This window comes from Thiothrix sp. UBA5583 (genome assembly GCA_002425225.1).
Taxonomy (GTDB): Bacteria; Pseudomonadota; Gammaproteobacteria; order Thiotrichales; family Thiotrichaceae; genus Thiothrix; species Thiothrix moscowensis.
On the sequence record DILV01000011.1, the window covers coordinates 17,192 to 43,209 of the forward strand.

A 26,018-nucleotide genomic window follows, 5' to 3' on the forward strand; every position below is an offset into this window, starting at 1 on the left:
TTACGCTGCCAAGGCCAGCAACCCGTCCCGTGTTTCCTGGGTAACGGGTTGCTGATCCTGACCTTTCAGAATACCGTCCAGATCGGTCGCCAGACGCTCGGCAGTACGCACAAAATCGTGAATGGCATCGCTGTCATTGATCGGGCTGGGTAAATTCAGGATCAAGGACAAACCGGGAGTAGACTGCTCCACCAGCTCCTCGGGAACCAGCGTCCACGGTTTCACACCATTGGCAACCCCAAACAGGTTGGCTTCCCCGTTCCCGGTCAGAACTCTACGGTGGAAAATATCCATGTCACCAAAAGCCAGACCGGCATTATCCAGTGCTGTCAGTACGTTTTCACCGGTAAAGCCCTCTTCCGTCGCAGCCGCCACAAACAGCACCAGTTGTGGTGGCAACACAACCGCTTCCCTGACAACTTGAGTCGCATTGCCAGTCTCAACAGGTACGGGTTTTGCTCCTGCCACACCTGACATCATCACATCCGACATGGCACGAGCATGAGGGGATGGACGCTTGCCATCGCGGGCTGGCATATCATCCAGCACAGATGAAAACTCGTTGCCGTCTGCATCACGTAACACAGGCACACTTTCGTCACGTTTCTGTGGAAGGTCACGACGGGAAATACGGCTAATGACATAGATTGCCACCAAGGCAACCAGCCCCAAAACCATGATAATCAGGCTTACCAGTTCCATTTACAGTCCTTTAATCATTTAATATTTTATCCATTTGCCAGCTTGACGGCTTCAGCCACATCCACCGTTACCAGCCTTGAAACACCCGCTTCACGCATGGTCACGCCGATGAGGTTGTCAGCAAGTTCCATGGTTGTTTTGTTGTGGGTAATAAAAATGAATTGTACCCGTTCTGACATGTGTCTTACCAGTTCACAGAAGCGCCCAACGTTGGCTTCGTCAAGCGGGGCATCCACCTCATCCAGCATACAGAAAGGGGCTGGATTCAGCTCGAAAATGGCGAATACCAAAGCTACTGCGGTCAGGGCTTTTTCACCACCTGACATCAGGTAGATGGTGGAAATCCGTTTGCCAGGCGGACGAGCCATGATAGCCACGCCTGTAGTCAGCAGGTCCTCACCCGTCATTTCCAGATAGCATTCACCGCCCCCGAACAAGCGTGGGAACATGTCACGCAAGCGGCCATTGACCAAATCGAAGGTATCCTTGAAACGGGCGCGGGTTTCACGGTCGATCTTGCGGATAGCGGTTTCCAGCGTTTCCAGTGCCGCTACCAGATCGTCATTTTGCTGGTCGAGATACTGTTTGCGCTCGCTTTGTTCATGGAATTCGTCGATGGCCGCGAGGTTAATAGCACCCAACCGCTGGATACTGCGCTGAATGGTTTCCAGTTGTTGTTGCAGGCTTGCAAGTGGAACATTGCCTGCCAGTTCTGTTTGCAATGCCACGGCATCAAACTCGGTTTTGGCAAATTGTTCAGCAATGGTTTGCTCACGCACCTGAATGGCTTGCCATTCCAGCTTGCGGGTTTCCATGTCCGTGCGGGTTTGTTCGGCTTGCCTTTCGGTCAGAATCCGCTCGTGATCATGCTGACGAATGGCACTTTCCTGTGCCTGTACATGCTGGCGAGCCTCGGTCAGGCGCAATTCGACAGCCGCGCGGCGTTCCAGGGCGTCTTCCAGTTCAGCTTGCTGGTCGGCTGCGGGGTCTTCCTGCATGTGGATTTGTTCGAGCAGGGCATCACGTTGCTGTTCCAGCAACTCAAGGCGACTGCTGATACGTTCGAGTTGGCGCAGGCTATGCTCACGTTGCTGGCGACTGGTTTCGAGTTCCAGACGCAGATCGTGTATTTCGTCCTGACAGTCGCGCTGGGCGCGACGGGCTTCGGCTACAGCCTGCTGGAGTTCTTCGCGAGTGGCAGCAAGCTGGTCACGTTCATGCTGGGCTTCTTCCAGCATTTCCAAAGCTACGTTGCGGTTTTCGGTGGCAATCAGCAGATCTTCTTCCTGCTGCATCCGCTGTGTGTCGAGTTCTTCGTGTTCGGATTGAACCTGTTGCTGGCGTGAATGCAGTTGGTCGATGCGTTGTTGCAGGGTGTGCAGGCGGCTGCGCTGTTCGGATTCGGCACGGTGCAGGCGGTTGGTTTCGGCCTGGGCTTGCTGGCGTTGCTGTTCGAGATGACGGATGCTATCGCGCAGGCTATCAGCGCGTTCCTGCATGTCGGCAAGGGTGGCTTCCAGTGTTGCCAGTTGTTCGCGCAGATGCTCGATTTCCTGCTGACGTTGCAGGATGCCGCTGTGGGCATCGGACTGGCGGCGACTGCGTAGCCAGTTGGAGCCAAGCCACAGACCAGCGCGGGTAATGATGGATTCACCGGGGGCAAGGGTGTGGCGTTGGGCAAGGGCTTCTGCCAACGTGTCGACGCAGCGGATGTTAGTGAGCAGGTTGGTTACTGATACTGGCGACCGGACTTTGCTAGCGAGGGTGGATGCACCGGGTTTCCCGGTGTTCCCCTCACCCAGCCCCTCTCCCTCAAGGGGAGAGGGCGGAAGCGTGTTTGACTCCGTTGCCAGCAGTGTGACTCCAGCCTTCGGAAATATCTCTGTTCCCCTCTCCCTTTGAGGGACGACCCGGCAAGGGGCTGGGTGTGGGGCTAGGGGTGAGGGGTTCTTCACCATCACCGCATCCAGATCGTCCCCCAATACCGTTTCCACCGCCGTTTCCCAGCCGCTTTCCACCCGCAACTGTTCGGCAAGACGCGGGTGATTGTCCAGCCCATTGGCTTGCAACCATTGGCTGCGGGCTTTGTTGGCCTTGTCCAGCCCGGATTGTTGCAGGGTTTCGAGGGAGGCAAGGCGGCCTTGCAATGACTGGCGGCGGGAACGCTGCATGTCGAGCTGGGCTTGTGTATCGCGCTGTTCCTGTTGCTGCTGGGCAAGCGTGGTAGACAGATCGGCAAGCTGTTGTTCAGCAATAGCATGGGATGCCTTAGCTTCTTCCAGTTGGGCTGCGCTGAGCTGAATGTCTTCCACAAAGCGGCTGGTGGAAAGGTTGGCGGTTTCCTGTTGCAAGCGTTCCAGGCGCTGGGTGGTTTGTTGCAATTGGCGTTCGATCTGCTCCATGCGGGCTTTTTCGACTTGCGCTTGCCGGGTAGGTTCGGCTACACGCTGCTGAATGGCGTGCCATTGTTCCTGCCAGTCATTGAGCTGGTCTTCGGCTGCAAACAGGCGCTCTTCCGTCAGACTGACCTGTTCGTTGAGTTCGTCTTCACGCGGTTCAAGGTCAGCAAGGGTCTGTTCCGCTTGTTGCAGCTTTTCACGGTCTTCGGCTGCGTGGCGCAGGGTTTCTTCGAGGCTTTGCTCGGCATTGCGCAAGGCTTCCTGCTGACGACGCTGGATGTCACGCTGATGGCGGATATTTTGCTCAATACGGGCAATGTCGGAACCCGCCTGATAGTACTCGCCTTGCACCGCGTTCAGGGTTTCGTTGGCATCGGTGTAATGATTGCGAAACTCCTCAATGATGGCTTCGAGATGACGTAACCGGGCGATTTGTGCCTGATAGTCGTTGGAACGCTGGCTGAGGTCACGCAGACGTTGCTCACCATCGGTCTTGAGGGCTTGCCATTGCAGTAGCAGCACGCTGGCTTCGAGCTTGCGTTCTTCCTCGCGCAATTCGCGGAAACGCTGAGCAGCCTTGGCTTGTTTGTCGAGGCGTTCGAGCTGCTTGTCGACCTCTTCGCGCAGGTCGGTGAGGCGTTCGAGGTTTTCACGGGTATGCGCCATGCGGGTTTCGGTTTCGCGGCGGCGTTCCTTATAGCGGGAAATCCCGGCGGCTTCTTCCAGCGTATTGCGCAACTCTTCCGGCTTGGCTTCGATCAGGCGCGAGATCATGCCCTGTTCGATGATGGCGTAGCTGCGTGGACCTAACCCTGTACCGAGGAAAATGTCGGTGATGTCGCGGCGGCGGCACTTGGAGCCGTTGAGGAAATATCGGGAATCACCATCACGGCTAACCTGGCGCTTGACCGATATTTCGGCGTATTGGGCATATTCACCGCCGATCTTGCCATCAGAATTGTCGAATACCAGCTCCACTGATGCCAACCCTACCGGTTTGCGTGAAGAGGAACCGTTGAAAATGACATCTTCCATCGAGGAACCGCGCAGGTTTTTGGCGGAAGTTTCGCCCATGACCCAACGCACAGCGTCAATGGTGTTGGACTTGCCACAACCATTGGGGCCGAGGATACCGGTGAGATTGTTGCGGAATTCCAGCGTTACCGGGTCAACGAAACTTTTGAATCCGGCAATGCGGATTTTGCTCAGACGCACTTTCTTTTTCCTGATTCAGGGCGCAGTAATGGACAAACGCGAGAGCATGATATAAAACCAGCGCATTTTCAACATCCGCCCGACTGTGTATCGGGTCACAAGGAGCCAACATGTCCACACGCCCCAGCAAGGAACTCGAAACCTTCCCCAACCCCAACCCGCAACGCGATTACACCATCCGCATTGATGTGCCGGAATTCACCTGTATCTGCCCTAAAACCGGGCAGCCAGATTTTGCCCAGTTCAAGATCGAATACATCGCCGATGAGAAGTGTGTCGAGCTGAAATCCCTCAAGCTCTACATGTGGAGTTACCGTGAGGAAGGTGCATTCCACGAAGCTGTCACCAACAAGATTCTGGAAGATCTGGCGACAGCCACCCAGCCACGCTTCATGCGTCTGACCGGAGTGTGGAATGTGCGTGGCGGTATTTACACCACAGTAGTAGTCGAACACCGCAAATCAGGCTGGGAACCCGCCCCAAAGGTGGAACTGCCTTAAAGTTTTTTAAAGGCAGCAGCAATGTCATCAACCGTCAGGGAAGACTTTTCCCTGACTGGCTCTTCCTCGGGTGCTTGCCAGTACTCGGGGGGAACTTCCAGTGTTAATGCACGGGTATTCAGATTAAATGATGCTTTGTCCTTGGATAATTCTATTGACTTGGGAAAACGGTAAGCACGTGAATAAAAACACAGCTTGTAAAAACTACCTGATAATTTGATTTTGCGGGCATAAAACGGTGTTTGTTCCGGCTCAGGTTCCGGTATTTTCTGGAGAGTGATAAAACCTTCTCGACTTAAATCAAACTCTAGCCAATCGCCAGAAGTCCAACCCAGTTTGCGAAACAGACCAGAGCCGAAAGACAGACAGATGTTGATTCTGCCGCTCACTTCTTCTCTGCCCAGAAAAATATCAAAACTACCCGATGACATTTGCTTGGCCATCTTTTGCTACTTCATACTCCCTAAAAACGGCTATTGCAGCCGCGTAACCCTCTAAACTACCTAATACTCTACCCGGCTAAGCGCGGGCTTACAACAAGCGGTTGAACATGTCACCTGAATCAGGCTATACACGAACGGTAATTATAAATACATTAAGACCGGATGATTATGGTTTTTAGCTATTGGATTGTCAATACAGTAGATTTTTCCTGATACCTTGTTTATCTTCCACTGCAAATACAAACAGGACATGACAGGAATTTCCCATGAACAAGCCCTACATCAAATCCATTGTTTCCTATTCCATGGTTGGCAGCCTTGGCCTGACCATCCTTGCCAGCCTGCAAGGTTGCGGCGGTGATCAGCCACCTGCCCCACCACCCAAGACAGCAGATGCCGGAAGCATAGCCGAAGCCAGCAAGGGCGAAGGCGTATTCATGGTTATTCAGCAAACCGCAGTCAACCCTGACACCTATGAGTTGAAGGAAAAATACCCTTCTGCTGAGGGCACTCGTGCCATTCTCAAAGACATGAACGGCAACGAACGCATCCTGAACGAAGCCGAGTTGAAAAAGATTGCCGAAGAAGAAGCCAAAAAAGTGGAAGACGGCACATCCAAGCTGACCCAGCCAGCGGCTGAAAACCAAGGTTTGAGTCTGGGTGAAACGCTGCTGGCATCAGCCGCAGGCGCATTGATTGGCGGTATGATTGCCAACAAGCTGATGGGCAACTCCAATTACCAGCAGCATCAGCAACACCAGCAGCAACGTGCCCAGACATCCATCAGCCGTCCGGCAGCCGGTGGTACGGATACCCGCGCGGTCAATCCGAATCAGGCACAACAACCCAAATCCGGCTATTTTGGCAACAACAGTGCAGGCAACCCCAGCAACGCTCCGGCTGCCAGCTCAAGCAGCAGCTCTACTGGCTCTGGTACAACCGGCAACAGCTCTCACGGTGGCTAAGGCATGATCCAGTTGGAAAAAGTACAACCCATCAGCCCTGCCCTGATGGAAGAAGTTGGGATGAGCTGGCACACCGACCCGGATGGTCAGCCCTATGTTGCCGATGAAATCGTGCCTGTAACAGAAGCAGAAGTGGACGCCTATTACAACGCAGCCAACGAGCTGTACGACATGTATGTGGAAGCCGCCCAGCACGTCATCGACAATGACCTGTTCCTTGATCTGGACATTCCCTACAATCTGGTTGACCCGATTCTCCGCAGTTGGGAAAACGACCACCGCCACCTGTACGGGCGTTTCGACTTTGCCGGTGGCATTGATGGCTTGCCGATCAAGCTGATTGAATTCAACGCCGACACCCCAACCAGCCTGTTTGAAACTGCCGTGGTGCAATGGGCACTGCTCAAAGCCAATGGCATGGATGAAGCTCGCCAGTTCAACTCGGTGTATGACAGCATCCTGCGCAATTTCCGCCGTTTGGTGACAGGTGAAGACGAGCCGGAACAATTCGACCGTTACTACAACTTCCAGAACATCCTGTTCTCCAGTATGCGCAACCAGCCGGAAGACGAACGTACCGTGCGTTTCCTGCAACAAATGGCCAATGATGCCGGTTTCCAAACCGATTTCTGCTACATGGATGAAGTCGGTTTCCTTGAACAGGAAGGCATTTTCAACCCGCGTCAGACCCGCTTCGACTACTGGTTCAAGCTATACCCGTGGGAAGACATTGCCCTGCAAACCGATGGTATCAACGGCATTCTGGATGAGATCACCCGTTATACCAATACGGTCATTCTCAACCCTGCTTATACCCTGTTGTTCCAAAGCAAGGGCATCATGAAAGTGCTGTATGACCTGTTCCCTGACTCGCCCTACTTGCTGGAAACCCGTGACCAGCCTTTGCAGGGTAAAAAGCAGGTAGCAAAAAAGATGTTCGGGCGTGAAGGAGCGAATACCACCATTTACGATGCAGCCGGACGCATCCTGCAAGCCACACCGGGGGCATACGACCGTTACCGCACCATCTATCAGGAATTTGCGGCGTACCCCAAAGACTCGCAAGGGCGCAGTTATCAGGCAGGCGTGTTTTTTGCGTGGGAAGGTTGCGGTCTTGGTTTCCGCCGTGGCGGGGACGTCCTCGACAACCTCAGCAAATTCGTCAGTCACCGCATCGTTTAAAGCAACTGGATGGAACCATCCGGTTCGACTCGCAAAACTCCGGCAATACAAACCAGCCGCTCCCCCACGTAAATCAGGGGGAGCCGGTTGCGCTGCCAGGGCGGCACACCCGCTTCCTGCAACAGGTTTTTCAAGCTGTGGTGTCCGCCTCGCCGGGGAATCAGCATGGTTTCCCCACCCTGGCGAAAACGCACACTGACCATCTCCGCTCCCACCTGCCAACAGCGTTCCTGCCAACCACCCAGCATTGACGGGTACAAGGTCATGTCCGCCACCTGCAACGGTACAGCGTCCGCCCAAACCTGCACAGTACTGGTATCATGTGCAGGCAGTGGCTGGAGGGCGTACACCTCATCGCGGTAACGGCGTATTTCACACCCTTCCCAGCGGATGCAAGGTTCTGCATCATCACGCGCGTGCAGCACATCACGAGTCACCTGCAACAGACGGGCTTCATCCGGCCTGACAAATCCGGCTTGTGCTAGCCATTCACGCAACAGGGCTTTTTGCATGACCAGTTCGTGGGCGCGTAACAGATTGACGGATAGCGTACCGGGTTTGCTACCTTGCACAGATGGCAGCTTTTCATGCAAAAAACCTTGCAGCAACTGGCGACTTTCCTGCTGCAAACGGGCAGCGCGGCTCAAGGTGTCCGCCACGGAAGGCCAGCGCGATTCCAGTACCGGCATGACCCGTTGCCGCAGGTAATTGCGATCGAAACGGTTTTCCAGATTGCTGGGGTCAGTGATGTAATCCAGTTGATGCGCATCGGCATACTGTTGCAATTCCTGCCGGGTAAACCCCAGCAAGGGACGCCCCAGTTTGCCCAGACCAAATGCTCGTACTTCCGGCATGGCAGCCAGCCCATCGACACCACTGCCTCGCACCAGATGCAACAACAGGGTTTCAGCCTGGTCATTGCGGTGATGGGCAGTCAGCAACATTTCACCGCTGCGCAAATGGCGGGTAAAGGCTGCGTAACGTGCCGTGCGGGCAACCGCTTCCACGCTGTCACCTGCCAGCGGCACAACCTTCAAGCGTTCACAGGTAAAAGGGATGTTGTATTGCTCACAGATACGGCGGCAGTGACCAACCCAGTGCGCGGAAACACGCTGCAAGCCATGGTCGACATGTACTGCCCGCAAACGCAATTGCGGCATGGTTTGGCGCAATTGCATGGCGGCATGGAGTAACACGAGTGAATCAAGACCGCCACTGAATGCAAGCAGATAGGCGGTCGCAGGATACTGCTGAAAAAAAGCCGACAAACGTTCAGGCGTGAACATGTACGCCGTTTATTCCTCGAATTGCCCGAAACTCATGATTCGCTGGTAACGCTTGTCCAGCAGCTTGTCGATATTCATCGCGTTCAGGTCACGCAGATTGGATTCGAGTGCTGCACCGACAAAGTTTGCCGCTGCTTCCATATCGCGGTGTGCCCCACCCAAAGGTTCGGGGATGATCTGATCAATCAGACCCAGGGATTTGAGGCGGTCAGCCGTGATACCCATCGCATCCGCAGCTTCTGCGGCTTTTTCCGCACTTTTCCACAAAATGGAGGCGCAACCTTCCGGGGAAATCACTGAGTACGTTGCATACTGCAACATCATGACCCGATCGCCTACTCCAATCGCCAGCGCCCCGCCGGAACCACCTTCACCCACGACCGTACAAATAATCGGGGTTCGCAGCTTGGCCATTTCGTAAAGGTTACGAGCAATCGCTTCACTTTGCCCGCGCTCTTCCGCACCGATGCCCGGATAAGCTCCCGGTGTGTCGATGAAAGTAATAACGGGTAGATGAAATTTTTCTGCCATGTGCATCAGGCGCAGCGCCTTGCGGTAACCTTCCGGGCGCGGCATCCCGAAATTGCGCTTGATGTTCTCGTTGGTATCACGACCTTTCTGATGACCAATGACCATCACAGACTGCCCTCGAAAACGGGCAAGACCGCCGATAATGGCTTTGTCATCGGCAAAAGCGCGATCCCCGTGCAGTTCCTGGAAATCGGTAAACAGATACCGGATCAGGTCAAGCGTGTAGGGACGCTTGGGATGGCGGGCGAGCTGGGAAATCTGGCGCGGTGTCAGCTTGGCAAAGATGGAACGTGTCATTGACACGTTTTTTTCTTCCAGTTTGGCAATCTCTTCGCTCAGGTTGATTTCCGCGTCACCCACATAACGCAGCTCTTCAATTTTCGCCTGCAATTCGGCGATAGGTTGTTCAAAATCAAGAAATTCAGGATTCATGCCTGTCGTTTTCCGTCACCCCTTATGGTCAAGCGGCTAATTTTACATGGCTTGTTGACAGATTACGACTTTAAAAATACTGCTCGGTCGTGATATGCCCCGGTTTATGGCGCAAATGGCGCTGCATTCCACGTTCTGCCAGCAATGCTTTCATGTCATCAAGCATGTTGTGATTACCGCACAGCATGACATGACTATCCTCCGCTTTGATCTCCAGCCCTGCCAATGCCTCCAGCGCACCACTGGCAAGCGCTGTTGTGACACGGGTTTCCAGCCCGGCAGGATTGGCTTCACGGGTTACGCAAGCAACAAAGCGGAACTGTTGGGGATTCTTGCGGGCGAAACCCTGAATCAGGTCAGCATACAGCAACTCTTCCCGCTGTGGCACACTGTGAACCAGCACAATCTGCTGGAAACGTTCCCACACTTCCGCCGTTTTCAGGATAGAAAGGTATGGCCCCAACCCTGTACCTGTCGCCACCATCCACAGGTTGGCAACCGTCGGAATTTCTTCCAGCACGAAAAAACCCTTGGCAGGCTGGGAAATCTCCAGATGATCCCCGGCGACAAGCCGTGCCAAAGCGTTGGAAAGCCTGCCATTGGGAACGATATTGTAGAAAATCTCCACTTCTGCTTCGTGAGGTGCATTGATCAGGGAATAGGATTTTGCCACCAGTTCTGTTTGACCATTGACCACCACAGGCAAGCGCAAGGTGACAAATTGCCCCGCCTTGAACGGCATGGCTTGCGTGCGGATACGCAAGGACAACAAGCGTTCTGTCCAGCGATGATTAGCCACAACTTCAGCCTTGTGCCAGCTTGTACGAACAATGGCTGTCATACCTGCCTCCCTATAAACCCAGTAAAACACTAGGAAACAAGTATAGTCTTGCCCCAACAACAGGGAATAGAGCGCCTACCAACCATGCGGTATTTCACCACCAGCCACAGACCGTTATAATTGCCGCCTCATTGCGGGAGAACAGCATGACCACGTATAAATTCATCTTTGACATCAATGGCTTTGACGACTTTGCAGAGCGTGTCATCAAGGCATCAGCCAGAAACCCGGTTCTGGTTGACTTCTGGGCTGACTGGTGTGGCCCTTGCCTGTTTCTTGACCCGGTTTTGAAATCTGTCATTCCCGACTATCACGGCAAGGTTTTGCTGGCAAAAGTTGATACCGATGAAGACGAAAACATGAAACTGGCAGGGCGTTACAAGGTGCGCGGCTTCCCCACGGTTCTGCTGATTGAAAACGGCGAAGAGGTTGCCCGCTTCAGTAGCGCCCGCACCAAACCGTTTGTACGGGAATTCATTGATGGCAATAGCAAACTACTGGAGAGGTTAAGTTCCGCCCATCCATAAAAGCTGGAATCATTCTTGTTGATATGTCATTATTTCGATTAATAGATAAAAATAAAGTCAGTTGAGGAAATGGTACGTTATGAAAACAACAACGCTTGTTTACACTGCCCAAAATGGATTTTCAGCAACTTTGCCTGCTATCAGCAGCCCCCAATTGCTGGTTTTGGTCTTTGGTCACTCGAAATTCCTGCATGATCCAGCCCCGTTTGCAACCCTGCACGAGCAATATCCCCAAGCTGTCTTTATGGGCTGCTCCAGTGCTGGTGAAATACTGGGTAAGAGCATCCATGATGATGGTCTGGTTATTGCCTTGGTACAGTTTGAATCCACCCGCTTGCACGTTACGCACGCCAGTATTGATGACGTAAAAGAGTCACGCAATATTGGGCGCTTGCTGGCTGACCGTCTCAGTGGCGAAGACTTGCAAGGCATTCTGGTGTTGTCGGAAGGGTTACATGTCAACGGCAGCGAACTGGCACAAGGTTTCAATGATGTCGTGCAAGGTATCACTGTCACAGGAGGTCTTGCCGGAGATGGCGACCGCTTCGCCCAAACCTGGGTGTTACAGCAGGATGGTCAGCCTGTCAGCCACGGTGTTACTGCGCTGGGTTTTTATGGGAATGTTCGTATCGGTCACGGCTCCAAAGGTGGCTGGAAACCATTCGGCCCTGCCCGTGAAGTGACCCGCGCTGAAAACAACGTATTGTATGAACTGGCAGGCAAACCCGCCTTGGCTCTGTACAAAACCTATCTGGGGGAAATGGCGGAAGGTTTGCCAGCCACCGGTCTGCGTTTCCCGCTGGCACTCAGTATGCCCGGCGAAGACAAGGAGCTGGTACGCACCATCCTTGCCATTGATGAGGCTAGCCAGTCACTCACCTTTGCTGGCGACATTCCGGTCGGTGCTTACGCGCAACTGATGCGAGCCAATCTGGAACAACTGGTGGAAGGTGCGGAAGATGCCGCCCTGATGAGTGCCACCGAGACCGACACGGAAGTGCTGTGCATTTCCATCAGTTGTGTCGGGCGACGCATGGTCATGGGTGCAGATGCCGAAGAAGAAGTGGAAGCAGTACTGGATATTCTGCCGGAAAAAACCACCCAAATCGGCTTTTATTCCTACGGGGAAATTTCACCGTTTGCCAAAGGCTCTTGCGACCTGCACAACCAAACCATGACCCTGACCACCATTCATGAGTGAGCTTGACCGCACGCTCAACCGGCAACTGCGTTCTCTCGGCCTGAGTGCGGAGAGTCCGCCAGACGTTGCCAGTTGGCGTGCCTTGCTGGCAAAAGTCAGCCAGACTTACGGTGAACACAAACACGGTCACTACTTGCTGGAACGTTCCCTGGACGTTTCCTCGCAGGAAATGTTGGCGCTGAATGAATCCCTCAAGCTGGAATCGCAGGAAAAAATCCGCGCCCTGCAAAAATCGCAGGAAAAATCACGTTTTCTTGCCAACATGAGCCACGAAATCCGTACCCCGATGAATGGCGTGTTGGGGATGCTGGACATTCTTGCCCAGACCACACTAGACCCGCAGCAGCGCGAATACCTGAAAACGGCTTACAGTTCCTCGGAAATTTTGCTGGATGTGATCAATGCCGTGCTGGATTTATCCAAGATCGAGTCAGGCAAACTGGTGCTGGAACGTATCCCGTTCAACCTCTCCAAACTGCTGGATGACATGTTGCTGCTGTTCAGTGGTTCTGCCACCAAAAAACACCTGACACTGAACAAACACCTGCCGGATAACCTGCCCCCCTGGTTTTACGGCGACCCGATCCGACTCAAGCAAATCTTAGGCAACCTGTTGGGCAATGCGGTGAAATTCACCGACAGCGGTGTTGTCAGCGTACATGCCGACTTGCGCGAAGATCTGCCGGGTCAAGCACGCATTCGTCTACTGGTCGCTGATACCGGCCCCGGCATAAGCCCTGCCCAACAGGAGGTGTTGTTCAATGCCTTCAGTCAGGCCGATGAATCCACCACCCGCTTATATGGTGGCACGGGTTTAGGGCTAACCATTGCCCAGGAACTGGTACACTTGATGGGCGGGCATATCCGCATCAAATCCACTCTTGGACAAGGCAGCACTTTCTATTTCGACCTGATGCTCGACAAGCATACAGTGGCAATAGCCACTATTGCGGCAAAACAACCGGCGTTAGCAGACACTAACCAACCAATCACGCTCAGCGGACATCTGCTGCTGGTTGAGGACAACACCGTCAATATCAAGGTCGCCAAGGTGATGCTGGACAAACTGGGCTTCACCTTTGACATTGCGATGGATGGGCACGCAGCAGTCGATCTGCTGGCAAAAAACCGCTACGACCTGGTGCTGATGGATTGCCAATTGCCTAGCATGGATGGTTACGAAGCTACCCGCCATTTCCGCCAAATGGAACAGGAACGGAATCAACCCCGTACCCCGGTTGTTGCCCTAACAGCCAACGCAATGCAAGGCGACCGGGAAAGCTGCTTGCAGGCTGGCATGGATGACTACCTGACCAAGCCGATTGCCTTGTCAATCCTGCGGCAGAAACTGCAACACTGGCTTGCCGCCATACCAAGCGCAACAGCCTAATCCGCCTGACCCAACATGGCACTTGCCACTGCTTCGGCAATGCGGATGCCATCCACTCCCGCTGACAAGATGCCACCTGCATACCCTGCACCTTCACCTGCCGGATACAAGCCTTGCACATTCAGGCTCTGCAAATTCTGTCCACGGGTGATACGCAACGGTGATGAGGTACGCGTTTCCACCCCGGTCAGCACCGCGTCATACATGGAAAAGCCCCTGATCTGGCGCTCGAAGGCAGGCAAGGCTTCGCGGATCGCCTCAATCGCATAGCCCGGCAAGCTGGGGGCAAGGTCGGTCAGATGCACCCCCGGCTGGTAAGACGGCTCCACCGCCCCCAACTGGCTAGACTTGATGCCCTTGATGAAATCACCCACCAGTTGCCCCGGTGCTTCATAGTTGCCGCCGCCGAGTTCAAACGCACGTGATTCCCACTGGCGTTGGAATTCGATACCCGACAGCGGGTTGCCGGGGTAATCCTCCGGGGTAATACCGACCACAATTCCGGCGTTGGCGTTGCGTTCGGCGCGGGAATACTGGCTCATGCCATTAGTCACAACTCGCCCCGGTTCCGAGGTTGCCGCCACCACCTGCCCGCCGGGACACATGCAGAAGCTGTAGACCGAACGCCCGTTTTTGGCGTGATGCACGATCTTGTAATCTGCCGCCCCCAGCAGCGGATTGCCCGCGTGTTTGCCAAAACGTGCCTGGTCGATCAGAGTTTGCGGATGTTCGATGCGGAAACCGAGCGAAAACGGCTTGGCTTCCATGAACACCCCGCGCTCGTACAGCATCTGAAAGGTATCCCGCGCACTGTGCCCCAGGGCGAGGATCAGATGGTCGGTACGGATTTGTTCACCGCTTGCCAGCACTACCCCGCGCAAATGCCCGGCTTCGATCAACACATCCGTTACCTGTTGCTGGAAACGGATTTCGCCCCCCAGCGACTCGATGTCGTGGCGAATATTTTCCACCATTTTCACCAGCCGGAACGTGCCGATATGTGGCTTGCTGACGTAGAGGATTTCTTCCGGCGCACCTGCCTTGACGAATTCGGTCAGTACCTTGCGCCCGTAATGTTTGGGGTCTTTGATCTGGCTGTAGAGCTTGCCGTCGGAAAACGTGCCTGCTCCACCCTCACCGAATTGCACATTCGATTCGGGATTAAGCTGGTGGTTGCGCCACAACTTCCAGGTATCCTTGGTGCGTTCGCGTACCTTTTTGCCACGTTCCAGAATGATCGGGCGCAAACCCATCTGTGCCAGCACCAGCCCCGCCATGATGCCGCAAGGGCCAAAACCGACCACCACTGGGCGTTGTTCCAGCGGCTCCTGTACCTGTGCCACAAAACGGTAGCTGGTATCGGGGGCAGGATTGACATGCTGATCCTTGGCAAACCTTGCCAGAACCCCGGATTCCTCGGTGAGCGTAGCGTCAATGGTATAAACCAGCACGATGGCATCACGCTTGCGGGCATCATAACCACGTTTGAATACCGTAAAATCCAGCAAGTCGGCAGCAGCAATGCCCAGACGCTCAACAATCGCGGCAGGCAAAGCGGTATCGGGGTGTTCCAGCGGCAAGCGCAGTTCAGTGATGCGTATCATGGGGCTGTGTTTCGTGAATTCGGCAAAAGCGGAATTATACACATACACGGCTCACCTAGACTGGTAGCCCTTCACAAAATAATCCAGCGGTTTAAAATCGACCACGCAACGCATAGCAGGAAGCCATTCACCGAGATGCTCAATGGTAAACAGGCGGCCTTCATGCGACTGGTTTTCCACACCATCATGAAACAGCACCACCCCGCCCTTTTGCCGTGAACACACCTGAGTCAGCACATTCTGCAAAATCTTGTCGCCCTGTTGGTTCTTTTCATCCCAGTCGAACGCCGACAACTGCCAGTCCACATGCTGGAAGCCAGCCTCTTGCAATGCCTGCATCACGTGCCCGGTTTGCTGGCGGTTAAACCAGCCATCCCCATAAGGCAGACGAAACAGCGGCGGTTGGGTGGTAAAAAACGGCTCCAGCAAGCGTTTCGATGCCAGAAAATCACGCTGCATCCTGTCGGGAGCCACCCCGGAATAGCGCAAATGCCGGTAGGAATGCGAACCGATCATGTGCCCCATCTGTTTGGTCTTGCCGAGGATTTCGCGCCGAGTCTGGCACTCGCGGTAGGCCGTGCAATCCTTGCCATCGCTTGCTGGGTCAGCCTGTTGGCATTGTTGTAGCACCGTCTCGCAGTCGATTTTTTCGGCAATAATGAAAAAGGTCGCCGGAACCTGTTCACGTTGCAAGACCTCCAGCACACTGGCGGTCTGCAAAGCCGGGCCATCGTCAAAGCTCAGGTGCAGGGGATATTTTTCATTGGCGGGGCAGTTGTACTGCGCCCGGATTGCGGCACAATCCACTGCCATTGCCGTACCCATACTGGCTGATATTGTCACGCTTACCAACAGGCGCATCCATCCTGATTTCATGCTGTGTCTCCTTACCCAGACTGTTGCCTGCAACAATATAACGATTTCCTGCGGTCATCCATAAAATGCTAGTATCTGTGGCTTTGCCACAAGCTGAAACCCCATGCTCAACCGCGACCAACTCAACAATCTGGCAGGCGACATCTGGAAATCGGCGGAACGCCTGCGCGGCAAGTTTAAAGCCTACGAATATCAGGGCGTGGTGTTGCCCATCATCCTGTTGCGGCGCATTGAGTGTGTGCTGATCGCTATGCGTGAGGCCAAACGGCAGGAACTACTGACCAATGTTCCGGCACTGGCAGATGACCCTACCAAGCTGCAAACCATGCTCAAGGAGCTGGAAAAGTTGTTCCCCTTCCACAACCGGACTGACTGGACATTGGCGAAGCTGTGCGAAGAAGACCACAGCTTGCTGGAAGGCAATTTCCGCGCCTATATTTCCGGCTTTTCCGACAATGTGCAGGACATTCTGGAGCATTTCGACTATCGCGCCACCATCGGCAAGATGAAGAAAAACGCCAGTCTGGTGCCGATCCTCAAACAATACGCCCATGCCGACCTTGCCCCGGAGACGCTTTCCAATCTGGAAATGGGTTATGTGTATGAGGAATTGCTGCGGCGCTTCTCGGAGCAAAGCGGTGAGGAGGCAGGTGAACATTTCACCCCGCGTGAAGTGATCCGCCTGATGGTGGAATTGCTGGATGTGCAGACCCACGGGCAAAACATCAAGATTTATGACCCGGCTTGTGGGACGGGCGGGATGCTGTCGGTCGCCAAGGAACATGTGCTCGACAAGATCGACGATCTGGCGCAGCGGGAGGAAACCGGCAAGCTGATCATCCTGCACGGGCAGGAACTCCAGCCGCAGAACTACGCCATCTGCAAGGCCGACATGCTGTTGAAGGGCGAGCAGAAAGCGCAAATCCGTCAGGGCAATTCGCTGATCCCGCATATCAACAGCCCCGGTGCGGAACCGGGCGACCAGTTGATGGGGGCGGAACACCAGTTTGATTACATGCTCTCCAACCCGCCATTCGGGGTAACGTGGGGCGGCAAGGATGGCTACGAAACCGAAGCCCGCAAGTTGCAGAAAACCCGCTACAAGGCGGGGATGCCGCGCACCAATGACGGCGCGTTGCTGTTCCTGCAAACCATGCTGGCAAAGATGAAACCGGCCGATAAAGGCGGCACTCGTATTGCCATCATCTTCAACGGTTCGCCGCTCTCCAATGGCGATTGCGGGTCTGGGGAAAGCGAAATCCGCCGCTGGATGCTGGAAAACGACTGGCTGGAGGCGATTGTGATGTTGCCCAACCAGTTGTTTTACAACACTTCGCTGTATACCTACGTGTGGGTGCTGACTAACAACAAGCCAGCCGGACACAAGGGCAAGGTGATGCTGATTGATGCGCGGGAACAGTTCGAGAAAGAACCGAAATCGTTCGGCAACAAGCGCAACCGCATTACTGACACGCACCGCCTGTGGGTGGAGAAACGTTACCGCGCCGACTGGGACAGCATCAACGACCAGCAGGTGAAGGTGTTCCGCACAACCGATTTTGCCTACCACAAGGTAGCCGTGGTGTTTTGGCAGACGGATGAAAATGATCAGCCTGCCGTTGTTACCGAGCCTTATGAGAAGGTGTTTTCGGCGGCCAATATCAAGAAAGAGCAGGCGTTTTACAACTCTGACATCGGGTTTCGCATCCGGCTGACGCATGGGGAAACGGTGCGGGAGATTGCGTTTACGCTGCCGCCCAGTGGCAATTTCGCCACTTTGTATGAAAAGCAGGTCAAGGCGGCATTTGCGGATGAAATCAAGATGCTGACAGAGGCGGCTGCGCCGCCAATCCCCCCTTCCCCGACCCTTCCCCCGCAAGGGGGGCAGGGAGAGAAGAAAGAGATGGATGCGCGGGAGTTCAACAAGCTGGTGAAAGCGTTTATCGACTCGCTGGCGGTGGAAGTGGAGTGGACGCATCGGCACTACATCAAGGATGACGAATACATCCCCTACGGTGAGGACATTGCCGCGTTTTTGCAGCGCGAAATCAGGAAACCGATCATCCGTTGGGAAGACAGCCCGCAGCTTGGCTATGAAATCCTGCCCAACAAATACTTCTACCAGTACCAGCCGCCCAAAGCGGCGGACGCACTCCTTGCCGAATTTTGGCAACTCGAATCCCAAGCCGAATCCATCCTGCAATCACTGGAGCGCAGCCGTTGATGGAACTTGATAATCAGTGGATTGGAAATGCCCCAGCAAGTTGGGAAAAAGTTCGTTTGAAAGACGTGGCATTTTTTTCACCAAGCTACTCGGCAGAAACACCCAATACAAATGAAATTTGCACTGTTATTCCAATGGAAGCTGTTTCTGAACAAGGGCAAGTACATGACTCAGAGCAACGACCCTATGAAACCATCAGTAGCGGACTGACCCTTTTCGAGGTGGGCGATGTCATTTTCGCTAAAATTACGCCCTGCATGGAAAACGGTAAGGGCGCATTTATCGCAAGTTTGCCTACTCGTTATGCTTTTGGTAGTACCGAATTTCACGTCATGCGCCCTTTCCACAAAATTGATGGGCGGTTTCTGTACTACTACACATTTAACCCAACGTACAGAAAGTACGCTGAGGTCAACATGGTGGGAGCCGCAGGACAAAAACGTGTTTCCACCAGATTCCTGAAATACACTCCCCTATATTTGCCTGATGTGGAGGAGCAGCGGCGGATTGCGGGGTATCTGGATCAGCAGTGCGCAGCGATTGACGGGGCGATTGCGGTCAAGCAGCAGCAACTGGAGAAATTGGAACAGATTCGCAGATCAGTGATTTATAGGGCTGTTACCAAAGGTTTAGACGATACTGCTGTCATGCAAGAAACCCATATCGACTGGATTGGCAAGGTTCCTGCACATTGGCAAGCGAGCAGAATCAAAAATGTAGCTGAACTTTCGCCTCGATTTTCAGGTGAGAAACCGTCTGCAAACGAGGAATATGCAGTTGTTCCAATGGAAGATGTATCCGACGATGGACAAATTTCAATCAAACAAATCAAGTCTTTCAATGATATATCAAGCGGCCTGACGTATTTTGAAAACGGTGACGTTATCTTTGCCAAGATAACTCCCTGCATGGAAAACGGTAAAGGTGCATTTGTCACCAGCCTACCTACTCGCTACGCGTTCGGCAGTACTGAATTTCATGTGCTACGTCCAAATCGCGTTAATGGAGAGTTTCTGTACTACTACACCTACAACACATCCTTCCGTGACTATGCAGAAGTCAACATGGTGGGCGCAGCAGGGCAAAAACGGGTTTCCAGCACATTCTTGAAAACAACGCCCATTTATCTGCCATCCACTGAGGAGCAGGCACAGATCGTGGCATGGGTAAAAGCCGAACTCGACAAAATCCAGCAGGCGCGTGCCGTGGTCAGCCGTCAGGTGGAAGTGCTGGCGGAGTACAAAAAGTCGTTGATTCATGAGTGCGTGACGGGGAAACGGCGGGTTGTGGTATAGTCAGAAACAAGCAAAAGCCGTGAGGAATCACAATGTCAAATGCCATACACGTAGAGTACCCACCCCATTTCCCGGATGCGCTGCAAACCACGCCGGAGGCATTCGTGCAGGAAGCCCGCATGGCTATGGCGGTAAAGCTGTTTGAAATGAAGCGTCTGTCTTCCGGCATGGCGGCTCAGTTGGCTGGTATAGATCGTGTGACATTCCTGCTCAACCTGCACCGCTACGGCGTACCTATGCTAGATTTGTCAACGGATGAACTGGAAGCCGACCTAGCCAATGCTTGACAAAAAAACCATCGTTATCAACACCAGCCCACTCATTTCACTGGTGGCTGCATGGGGAACACTAGAACCATTACGCGCCCTCTATGATACCGTTTGGGTTCCTTTGGAAGTTACGGAAGAAATTTACCAGGGAGGTGATAACAACTTTGCGATCCCCGAATTCGCAACAGCCAATTTCCGCCCCCTTCACCCCTTGCGGGGGAAGGGCTGGGGATGGGGGGAAGTTCGGAGAACAGCTATTCATACATTTCCGCAAGAGAAAGCTCAGCGCCCAATGCTTCCAGCACCACAACATCTGTCAGTTCTGAATAGACTTTCAGCAACCACTCATCCCGCTTGATACGGTGAAAATGTTCAACCAGCACGGATTCAGGGTCAACCAGCAGATAATCCTGCAAACCGGGAATAGAGCGGTAATGGGTAAACTTGCCGCTGCGGTCATAATCGCGGGTGCTGGGTGACAGGACTTCAATCACCACTACCGGATTCAGCAGCGTTGTCTGGTTATCAGTCAGTTCAGGTTGCCCACAATACACCGACACATCCGGGTAAGTATCAAGCCCTGACGGGGTGTGTATCCGCATGTCACTGTTCATCGGCTGGCAGGGTTTGCCACGCAGAAACTGGCGCAAGCTGGCAAACAGGTTGCCTGCCACACGGGCGTGGTTAAATGTTCCGCCTGCCATCGCGTATACCTGCCCCTGAAAAAACTCATGTTTGTCATTTCCCTGAGCTTCCATCAGCAGATATTCATCCCGGCTGGTTTTAGCCTGTACCTGAGGCATCATCATTCTCCTCCCAAACAACTGCCCTGACAGTGTATTGCATTTGCCGGATATTACCAGACAAGTAGAGATAACAGGCAGGCCGTGATACATTCATCATCAAGCCAATCCATTGATCCAGAAGCCTGCTGAATGCCTGATTCGCCTGAAAAACGTTTCCAGAACCACATTGCCCGTTTCCTGCGCAAAGTGCATGGCTATACGCCGCTGGAAAGCCGGGAAATCCAGGACGGTTATATCGCCCAACAACACCTGCTGGATTTCATCCAAACCACCCAGGCGGAAACGTATGCACGCTTGGAAACGGATTACACCACGGATGCACCGCAGCAAATCCTGTTGACTTTGCGGGAAGAACTAGCAAAAGCCCCGCTGTGGCTGATCATGCGCGATGGTTTGAAGGTTCGCGGGCAACACTTCCAGCTTTACTCACCCAAACCACGCTCCAGCGCAAGCACCGCAGACCACACCCAAAACCGCATCAGTTTCAAGACCGAACTGGTCGTTGGTGATGCCAAACGCCCGGACATTGTGCTATTCCTCAACGGCCTGCCCATTATCGTCATTGAACTCAAGCACGAAGCTGCCGGGCAAAACGTGCATGACGCAGTGATCCAGTTCACCCAACGCAACCCGGATGATGCCATTTTCCGCCTGCCCTTCCTCTACATCGCCGCCGACACCTCGGAAGTCAAGGTCGCCACCAACCCGCGACAGGCAGAGCATTTCCGTTGGTTCAACACCGGTCTGGAAAACCTGCCGGAAACGGAGGGCGAATACCCGGTTGAGTACCTGTACCGGCATGTACTGGCGCGGGATGCCATCCTGCAAGCCATCAGTTTTTATCTGGTGTATGTGCCGCAACGCGCAGCCGACCCGGACAAAGGCATCAGCGCCCGTGACGCTTTCAGTCTGTTCCCGCGCTACCACCAGTCACGCATGGTCGAGCGGCTGGCAGCCGACATCGGCACACACTTTGCTGGGCAAGGCCATATCGGCAAAAAATACCTGATCAACCATTCCGCTGGCTCCGGCAAAACCCTGTCAATCAGTTGGCTGGCGGATCGGCTCAATAGCCTCTATCTGGGCGGAACCAGCACCAAACTGGTGGACATGGTGTTTGTGCTGACCGACCGCAACAGCCTGGACAAGAACATCCGTGACGAGTTGGAAAACTTCCACCATTTACGCAACGTCATCCGCTACGCCAAGACTTCGCAGCAACTCAAGCAGCACATTGCCCGCCGCGAATCCATCATTGTCAGCACCCAACAGAAATTCGTCGAAATCCTCAAGGAACTGGAAAGCCAGCCCGAATTGAAAACCCTGCGGGTTGCCTACCTGATTGATGAAGCGCACCGCTCACAGGAAGGCAGCATGGCAACTGCCGTGCGCAAACCCTTCCGCGATACGCCGGACGTGGAGGAAGACAGCGACCCGGAACAGACATTGGCAGATGCCATCCGCGCCCACGACCACAACCAGTTATTCGTTGCCTTTACCGCCACGCCCGCCAACGCGACTGTGCAACTGTTTGGTGCAGCCTTCGACACCTATTCGGAAGCCGAAGCCATTCATGAGAAATACATCGTTGATGTCGCCGCCAGTATCATTTCCTATAAAACCCTGTTTCACCTGCAAAGCCCCGTCATTCCGCCAGATGCAGACAAGCTCTACCCTGCCGGGGTGCTCGCCAAAGCCTTGCAGAATGTAGCCTTTCAGGATGAAGGCTTGATCCAGTACAAGGCAGAATTGATGTTGCGCATCTTCGATGAAGACATCAAACCGCTGATCAACGGGCAAGCCAAAGCCATGATCGTTGCCAGCTCTCGCCTCGCCGGGCTGCTGTATTACCGCATCCTCAAGGAAAAGCTGCGGGAAAAGCGTGAAATCGAGCCAGAGCGTTACGCTTATGACGTGGTGTATGCCTTTTCCGACTTTGACCACCCGGAAACTCACGCACACATCAGTGAACACACCCTCAACGGGCTGGACAAGGAAGAGCTGATCGAAGAGCGTTTTGATACTGACGGCTATCGCCTGATGGTGGTTGCCAGCAAGTTCCAGACCGGGTTTGACCAACCGCTGCTGGCGGGCATGTTTCTCGACAAACCGGTGCAAGACCGGAATGCCGTGCAGACTATTTCCCGTCTCAACCGCTGCGCTCCCGGCAAGGAGGGGGTGGTCGTGGTTGATTTCACCAATAATGCCGACAAAATCCTCAAGGCATTCAACAAATACCGGCAGGGAACGCCCTATACCGCTTCGGAGCCGGATCAGGCGCAATGCAAAGGGCTATACCTGCAAATCCTGGATGCCGGGATTTTCATTGCCGATGATGCCGAAACCTATCTGCATCTGGCAGGACAAATCGGACGGGATCAACAAGCAGCAGGGCTGCCGGCAGCGGAAACCGTCAAATGGCGCGGGCGCTTCAACAGCAGGCTGGCAAGCATGGAAGAACGCAAAGCCTTTGTCTACTTGCTGACAAAATTCGCCCGCTCTTACCAGTTCCTGTCCTGTTTCTTTGTGTATGCCGGTGAACTGGCACAGTTTGCTGCATTTGCCGAATTTCTCGCACCGCAACTGATCAAGGCCGGTTCCACTTCTGATCTGATGACACACATCGGCAAACTGAAACTGGAGAAAGCGGCGGTCACATTTCAGGGTATCCGCGAACTCAAACCAGCCACGCTCAAACCCCGCAGCGGTGGCGGTGGAAATCACGAGCCGCCACCCAAAACCACCATCAGCGACATGATCGAAAAACTGCGCGAGCGCTTCCAGATCAGTGAAGCAGAAGCCTTGGTCATCCGTGAAGTGTGCGAGGAAAAAGTTGCCGACCCGATCATTTTCCGCCATGTACAAGCTAACCGCCATGACCGACCTTATCTAGAGCGTTACTACCAGCCGGAAGTACGCACTGCCATCGAAACCAGCTATGCCAGCCGTGCCTTGTACCAATGCCTGCTGGATGAAAAATACATCGACCCCGGTTCCATCTTTGACATCATGGCACATACCGTGATTTATCGCGGGCTGGAAAACCGCATTTCATAGGCAAGCACCACCTACTGTCTGGTAATATGCAGCCCGTTTGTCATTCCGTAGCATTTTCTCTGTAAGGATCATTCCCCATGCCAGTTGTTCCCTTCCCTGCCAGTACCCAAAGCCTGCTTGATGAAGCCACTGCCCTGACCGGGCGCAGTTTCGACATAGTGTTTGATGCCAGTTTGCCGGTGGTTTCCAGCGTGCGTATCGGTGGGCGCGAAGGGCGGGAAAACCATGAAATCGTGCTGCGCGTACCGGGGGATGAAAACAACTACCTGATTGCCTGGCAAGCCGCCTTTGTTTTGCACCAGTACCGCACCCCGGAAACTGAGCGCACCAACCTGCAACCTAATGCTGCTTACCTTGCCAGCGTCAAAAATGAGTTGCTGACCATGCACCCCGGTATTCCACTGGGGCAACGCGAAGCCTTTACCGATCATGTGATTGGCGGGGTACTGACGCAATTGCGTTCTGTGCCGATTGGAATGCTGATCGACATCCACCTGCACCGTGAATATGCGGAATTGCACGCTGTCCAGCAACAGTCACTGGTCAATCAGGTAGTGGAGCATATTGCCTGCCTGCAACTGACCCCGGACATGTTCCCGCGCACCCTGGTGCGTGCCAATCAGGTGATGAATGCCACACAGGCGTTGATGGTAGCCGAACTGTTCGACATGCCCGGTATTTTTGAGCCTTACCGCACGGTAGGCATGGAAGCGGCAGCCGCCATCCTGCTGGAGCCGTGTATGCAGCAGATTTTTGACGACACCAGCGACCGTGAACTGATTGATTCCTGGGGACGCAACCTCGGGATCGAAAAATGGTATCGCTGGGTGTAAATCCCCCCATCACTCCTCTTTTGCATTGCACACTTGTGGTGCAAGTGGGAATATAAAGCCCACATTCTACATGGACAAAGGAGGACTGAATGACAACCAAAATCTACCTGCCCGAAGCCGATATGCCAACCCACTGGTATAACGTCGTTGCTGATATGCCCAACAAACCCTTCCCCTATCTGGGGCCGGATGGCAACCCTGTGCCTCCCGAAGCAATGCTGGGCATTTTCCCCGAAACGCTGGTGATGCAGGAAATGAGTGCCGAACGCTGGATTCCGATCCCCGAACCTGTGCGTGAAGCCCTGACCATGTGGCGCCCTTCCCCGCTGTACCGTGCTCACCGCCTAGAAAAAATGCTCAATACCCCGGCGAAAATCTATTACAAAAATGAAGCGGTTAGCCCGGCAGGTTCGCACAAGCCCAACACAGCAGTAGCCCAGGCTTACTACAACCAGCAAGCGGGCATCAAACGCCTGTCAACGGAAACCGGCGCGGGTCAGTGGGGCAGCTCGCTGGCACTGGCTGGGCAAATGTTCGGTATCGACGTGCGCGTGTACATGGTGAAAATCAGTTACCAGCAGAAACCTTACCGCCGTTCCATGATGCAAACCTGGGGTGCGGAAGTGTTCGCCAGCCCCACTGACATGACCGAAGCCGGGCGCAAAATCCTCGCGGCTGACCCGGATTCACAAGGCTCACTGGGCGTTGCCATTTCTGAAGCGGTGGAAGAAGCAGCCAGCCGTGCCGATACCAACTATGCGCTGGGTTCAGTGCTGAACCATGTCCTGTTGCACCAGACCATCATTGGGCTGGAAGCAAAACAGCAGTTGGCAATGGTCGGTGACTACCCGGACATGGTATTCGCGCCATGCGGTGGCGGTTCCAACTTTGGCGGGCTGGCATTCCCATTCCTGGCAGACAATGCCACTGGCAAGAATGTGCGTCTGGTAGCGGTTGAACCGACTTCCTGCCCAACCCTGACCAAAGGCATTTATACCTATGACTTTGGTGACGTGGCTGGCTATACACCGTTGATGAAAATGTACACCCTTGGTCATGATTTCATGCCACCGGGCATCCATGCAGGTGGCTTGCGTTACCACGGTGATTCCGCACTGGTCAGCCAGTTGTACCACGAAGGGCTGATCGAAGCCGTCGCCGTGCCGCAACTGGAAACATTTGCAGCAGGCGTCATGTTCGCCAAGAGCGAGGGCATCATTCCAGCGCCGGAATCCTGCCACGCGATTGCCGCCACTATCCGTGCCGCACAGGAATGCAGCAAAACCGGTGAAGCCAAAACCCTGCTGTTCAACCTGTCAGGCCACGGTCATTTCGACATGACCTCTTATGACCGTTATCTGCAAGGTGATCTGACTGACTTCGACTACCCGGAAGAAGCCATCAGGGAATCACTGGCACATCTGCCCAAATTCGGTTAAC

At 54.1% G+C, this 26,018-nt stretch carries 21 protein-coding genes; 12 read left to right on the plus strand and 9 right to left on the minus strand.

Features of this window, described 5'->3' with window-relative positions; translation table 11 throughout:
• On the minus strand, positions 1-702 hold the full coding sequence (locus B2U47_RS03460; RefSeq protein WP_296677860.1) for a cell division protein ZipA C-terminal FtsZ-binding domain-containing protein: 702 nt from the start codon (positions 700-702) through the stop codon (positions 1-3).
• 26 nt (positions 703-728) lie between these two features.
• Entirely contained in the window at positions 729-4,316 is a 3,588-nt protein-coding gene (smc, locus tag B2U47_RS03465) for a chromosome segregation protein SMC (protein ID WP_296677858.1), read from the minus strand.
• A gap of 110 nt (positions 4,317-4,426) precedes the next feature.
• Here smc and queF point away from each other — a divergent pair, with 110 nt between their 5' ends.
• Positions 4,427-4,816: a preQ(1) synthase gene (gene queF / locus B2U47_RS03470; RefSeq protein ID WP_296677855.1), complete on the plus strand. Its 390-nt coding sequence runs from the start codon at positions 4,427-4,429 to the stop codon at positions 4,814-4,816.
• On the opposite strand, the gene B2U47_RS03475 is transcribed toward queF, so the two are convergent.
• Positions 4,813-5,259, minus strand: a complete 447-nt coding sequence (locus B2U47_RS03475) for a hypothetical protein (RefSeq protein WP_296677853.1) — start codon at positions 5,257-5,259, stop codon at positions 4,813-4,815. The genes queF and B2U47_RS03475 overlap by 4 nt on opposite strands.
• Before the next feature lie 266 nt (positions 5,260-5,525).
• Between B2U47_RS03475 and B2U47_RS03480 the strand changes: the two genes are divergently transcribed.
• Both B2U47_RS03480 and B2U47_RS03485 read left to right on the plus strand, forming a co-directional pair.
• Positions 5,526-6,224 carry a hypothetical protein gene (locus B2U47_RS03480; RefSeq protein WP_296677848.1) on the plus strand — a complete coding sequence of 233 codons (699 nt, stop codon included), beginning with the start codon at positions 5,526-5,528 and terminating at the stop codon, positions 6,222-6,224.
• A 3-nt stretch (positions 6,225-6,227) separates the two neighbouring features.
• Positions 6,228-7,406 carry a glutathionylspermidine synthase family protein gene (locus tag B2U47_RS03485; RefSeq protein ID WP_296677846.1) on the plus strand — a complete coding sequence of 393 codons (1,179 nt, stop codon included), beginning with the start codon at positions 6,228-6,230 and terminating at the stop codon, positions 7,404-7,406.
• On the opposite strand, the gene tilS is transcribed toward B2U47_RS03485, so the two are convergent.
• The 3 genes from tilS to B2U47_RS03500 all read right to left on the minus strand — a co-directional run bounded on the left by tilS (position 7,403) and on the right by B2U47_RS03500 (position 10,496).
• Positions 7,403-8,692, minus strand: a complete 1,290-nt coding sequence (gene tilS / locus B2U47_RS03490; protein ID WP_296677844.1) for a tRNA lysidine(34) synthetase TilS — start codon at positions 8,690-8,692, stop codon at positions 7,403-7,405. The two genes, B2U47_RS03485 and tilS, sit on opposite strands and share 4 nt — an antisense overlap.
• A 9-nt stretch (positions 8,693-8,701) precedes the next feature.
• Positions 8,702-9,655, minus strand: a complete 954-nt coding sequence (locus tag B2U47_RS03495) for an acetyl-CoA carboxylase carboxyltransferase subunit alpha (protein ID WP_296677840.1) — start codon at positions 9,653-9,655, stop codon at positions 8,702-8,704.
• Between the two features lie 70 nt (positions 9,656-9,725).
• Complete coding sequence (locus B2U47_RS03500) at positions 9,726-10,496, minus strand: ferredoxin--NADP reductase (RefSeq protein WP_296677837.1); 771 nt, start codon at positions 10,494-10,496, stop codon at positions 9,726-9,728.
• A gap of 146 nt (positions 10,497-10,642) precedes the next feature.
• Here B2U47_RS03500 and B2U47_RS03505 point away from each other — a divergent pair, with 146 nt between their 5' ends.
• The 3 genes from B2U47_RS03505 (at position 10,643) to B2U47_RS03515 (ending at position 13,614) form a co-directional block, all read left to right on the plus strand.
• On the plus strand, positions 10,643-11,023 hold the full coding sequence (locus B2U47_RS03505; protein ID WP_296677835.1) for a thioredoxin family protein: 381 nt from the start codon (positions 10,643-10,645) through the stop codon (positions 11,021-11,023).
• A 79-nt stretch (positions 11,024-11,102) separates the two neighbouring features.
• Positions 11,103-12,224 (plus strand): FIST signal transduction protein, encoded by a 1,122-nt coding sequence (locus B2U47_RS03510; RefSeq protein ID WP_296677832.1) that lies wholly within the window; start codon positions 11,103-11,105, stop codon positions 12,222-12,224.
• On the plus strand, positions 12,217-13,614 hold the full coding sequence (locus B2U47_RS03515; protein WP_296677829.1) for an ATP-binding protein: 1,398 nt from the start codon (positions 12,217-12,219) through the stop codon (positions 13,612-13,614). The genes B2U47_RS03510 and B2U47_RS03515 overlap by 8 nt, the downstream gene beginning before the upstream one ends.
• Here B2U47_RS03515 and B2U47_RS03520 read toward each other — a convergent pair.
• On the minus strand, positions 13,611-15,218 hold the full coding sequence (locus tag B2U47_RS03520; protein ID WP_296683941.1) for an NAD(P)/FAD-dependent oxidoreductase: 1,608 nt from the start codon (positions 15,216-15,218) through the stop codon (positions 13,611-13,613). The two genes, B2U47_RS03515 and B2U47_RS03520, sit on opposite strands and share 4 nt — an antisense overlap.
• Positions 15,219-15,269: 51 nt before the next feature.
• Positions 15,270-16,094: a polysaccharide deacetylase family protein gene (locus B2U47_RS03525; RefSeq protein ID WP_296677824.1), complete on the minus strand. Its 825-nt coding sequence runs from the start codon at positions 16,092-16,094 to the stop codon at positions 15,270-15,272.
• A gap of 103 nt (positions 16,095-16,197) precedes the next feature.
• Here B2U47_RS03525 and B2U47_RS03530 point away from each other — a divergent pair, with 103 nt between their 5' ends.
• From B2U47_RS03530 to B2U47_RS03540, 3 genes are read left to right on the plus strand one after another with little or no spacing between them, the layout of a single operon-like run.
• On the plus strand, positions 16,198-18,318 hold the full coding sequence (locus B2U47_RS03530; protein WP_296677822.1) for a type I restriction-modification system subunit M: 2,121 nt from the start codon (positions 16,198-16,200) through the stop codon (positions 18,316-18,318).
• A complete protein-coding gene (locus B2U47_RS03535; protein WP_296677820.1) occupies positions 18,318-19,613 on the plus strand; it encodes a restriction endonuclease subunit S in 1,296 nt (431 codons plus the stop codon). The genes B2U47_RS03530 and B2U47_RS03535 overlap by 1 nt, the downstream gene beginning before the upstream one ends.
• 32 nt (positions 19,614-19,645) lie before the next feature.
• On the plus strand, positions 19,646-19,900 hold the full coding sequence (locus tag B2U47_RS03540) for a UPF0175 family protein (protein ID WP_296677818.1): 255 nt from the start codon (positions 19,646-19,648) through the stop codon (positions 19,898-19,900).
• Between the two features lie 236 nt (positions 19,901-20,136).
• Here the strand turns inward: B2U47_RS03540 and B2U47_RS03545 are convergent, their stop codons facing one another.
• The gene (locus tag B2U47_RS03545) at positions 20,137-20,685 is read right to left on the minus strand and encodes a Uma2 family endonuclease (protein ID WP_296677816.1); all 549 of its coding nucleotides are present in this window, start codon (positions 20,683-20,685) and stop codon (positions 20,137-20,139) included.
• Positions 20,686-20,817: 132 nt separating this feature from the next.
• Between B2U47_RS03545 and B2U47_RS03550 the strand changes: the two genes are divergently transcribed.
• The 3 genes from B2U47_RS03550 (at position 20,818) to B2U47_RS03560 (ending at position 26,017) form a co-directional block, all read left to right on the plus strand.
• Positions 20,818-23,745: a DEAD/DEAH box helicase family protein gene (locus B2U47_RS03550; RefSeq protein ID WP_296677815.1), complete on the plus strand. Its 2,928-nt coding sequence runs from the start codon at positions 20,818-20,820 to the stop codon at positions 23,743-23,745.
• A 77-nt stretch (positions 23,746-23,822) separates the two neighbouring features.
• Positions 23,823-24,578 carry a hypothetical protein gene (locus B2U47_RS03555; RefSeq protein ID WP_296677813.1) on the plus strand — a complete coding sequence of 252 codons (756 nt, stop codon included), beginning with the start codon at positions 23,823-23,825 and terminating at the stop codon, positions 24,576-24,578.
• Positions 24,579-24,667: 89 nt separating this feature from the next.
• The gene (locus tag B2U47_RS03560) at positions 24,668-26,017 is read left to right on the plus strand and encodes a TrpB-like pyridoxal phosphate-dependent enzyme (protein ID WP_296677811.1); all 1,350 of its coding nucleotides are present in this window, start codon (positions 24,668-24,670) and stop codon (positions 26,015-26,017) included.
• The last annotated feature ends 1 nt before the right edge of the window (position 26,018 follow it).

What these genes read in the sequence shown, in the direction of transcription:
- B2U47_RS03495 (WP_296677840.1), bottom strand. Translation starts at nt 9,655, where the DNA reads ATGAATCCTGAATTTCTTGATTTTGAACAACCTATCGCCGAATTGCAG.
- B2U47_RS03535 (WP_296677820.1), top strand. Translation starts at nt 18,318, where the DNA reads ATGGAACTTGATAATCAGTGGATTGGAAATGCCCCAGCAAGTTGGGAA.
- B2U47_RS03520 (WP_296683941.1), bottom strand. Translation starts at nt 15,218, where the DNA reads ATGATACGCATCACTGAACTGCGCTTGCCGCTGGAACACCCCGATACC.
- B2U47_RS03530 (WP_296677822.1), top strand. Translation starts at nt 16,198, where the DNA reads ATGCTCAACCGCGACCAACTCAACAATCTGGCAGGCGACATCTGGAAA.
- B2U47_RS03500 (WP_296677837.1), bottom strand. Translation starts at nt 10,496, where the DNA reads ATGACAGCCATTGTTCGTACAAGCTGGCACAAGGCTGAAGTTGTGGCT.
- B2U47_RS03550 (WP_296677815.1), top strand. Translation starts at nt 20,818, where the DNA reads ATGCCTGATTCGCCTGAAAAACGTTTCCAGAACCACATTGCCCGTTTC.
- B2U47_RS03555 (WP_296677813.1), top strand. Translation starts at nt 23,823, where the DNA reads ATGCCAGTTGTTCCCTTCCCTGCCAGTACCCAAAGCCTGCTTGATGAA.
- B2U47_RS03480 (WP_296677848.1), top strand. Translation starts at nt 5,526, where the DNA reads ATGAACAAGCCCTACATCAAATCCATTGTTTCCTATTCCATGGTTGGC.
- B2U47_RS03515 (WP_296677829.1), top strand. Translation starts at nt 12,217, where the DNA reads ATGAGTGAGCTTGACCGCACGCTCAACCGGCAACTGCGTTCTCTCGGC.
- B2U47_RS03560 (WP_296677811.1), top strand. Translation starts at nt 24,668, where the DNA reads ATGACAACCAAAATCTACCTGCCCGAAGCCGATATGCCAACCCACTGG.
- B2U47_RS03540 (WP_296677818.1), top strand. Translation starts at nt 19,646, where the DNA reads ATGTCAAATGCCATACACGTAGAGTACCCACCCCATTTCCCGGATGCG.
- B2U47_RS03460 (WP_296677860.1), bottom strand. Translation starts at nt 702, where the DNA reads ATGGAACTGGTAAGCCTGATTATCATGGTTTTGGGGCTGGTTGCCTTG.
- B2U47_RS03545 (WP_296677816.1), bottom strand. Translation starts at nt 20,685, where the DNA reads ATGCCTCAGGTACAGGCTAAAACCAGCCGGGATGAATATCTGCTGATG.
- B2U47_RS03505 (WP_296677835.1), top strand. Translation starts at nt 10,643, where the DNA reads ATGACCACGTATAAATTCATCTTTGACATCAATGGCTTTGACGACTTT.
- B2U47_RS03475 (WP_296677853.1), bottom strand. Translation starts at nt 5,259, where the DNA reads ATGGCCAAGCAAATGTCATCGGGTAGTTTTGATATTTTTCTGGGCAGA.
- B2U47_RS03485 (WP_296677846.1), top strand. Translation starts at nt 6,228, where the DNA reads ATGATCCAGTTGGAAAAAGTACAACCCATCAGCCCTGCCCTGATGGAA.
- B2U47_RS03525 (WP_296677824.1), bottom strand. Translation starts at nt 16,094, where the DNA reads ATGAAATCAGGATGGATGCGCCTGTTGGTAAGCGTGACAATATCAGCC.
- tilS (WP_296677844.1), bottom strand. Translation starts at nt 8,692, where the DNA reads ATGTTCACGCCTGAACGTTTGTCGGCTTTTTTTCAGCAGTATCCTGCG.
- B2U47_RS03510 (WP_296677832.1), top strand. Translation starts at nt 11,103, where the DNA reads ATGAAAACAACAACGCTTGTTTACACTGCCCAAAATGGATTTTCAGCA.
- queF (WP_296677855.1), top strand. Translation starts at nt 4,427, where the DNA reads ATGTCCACACGCCCCAGCAAGGAACTCGAAACCTTCCCCAACCCCAAC.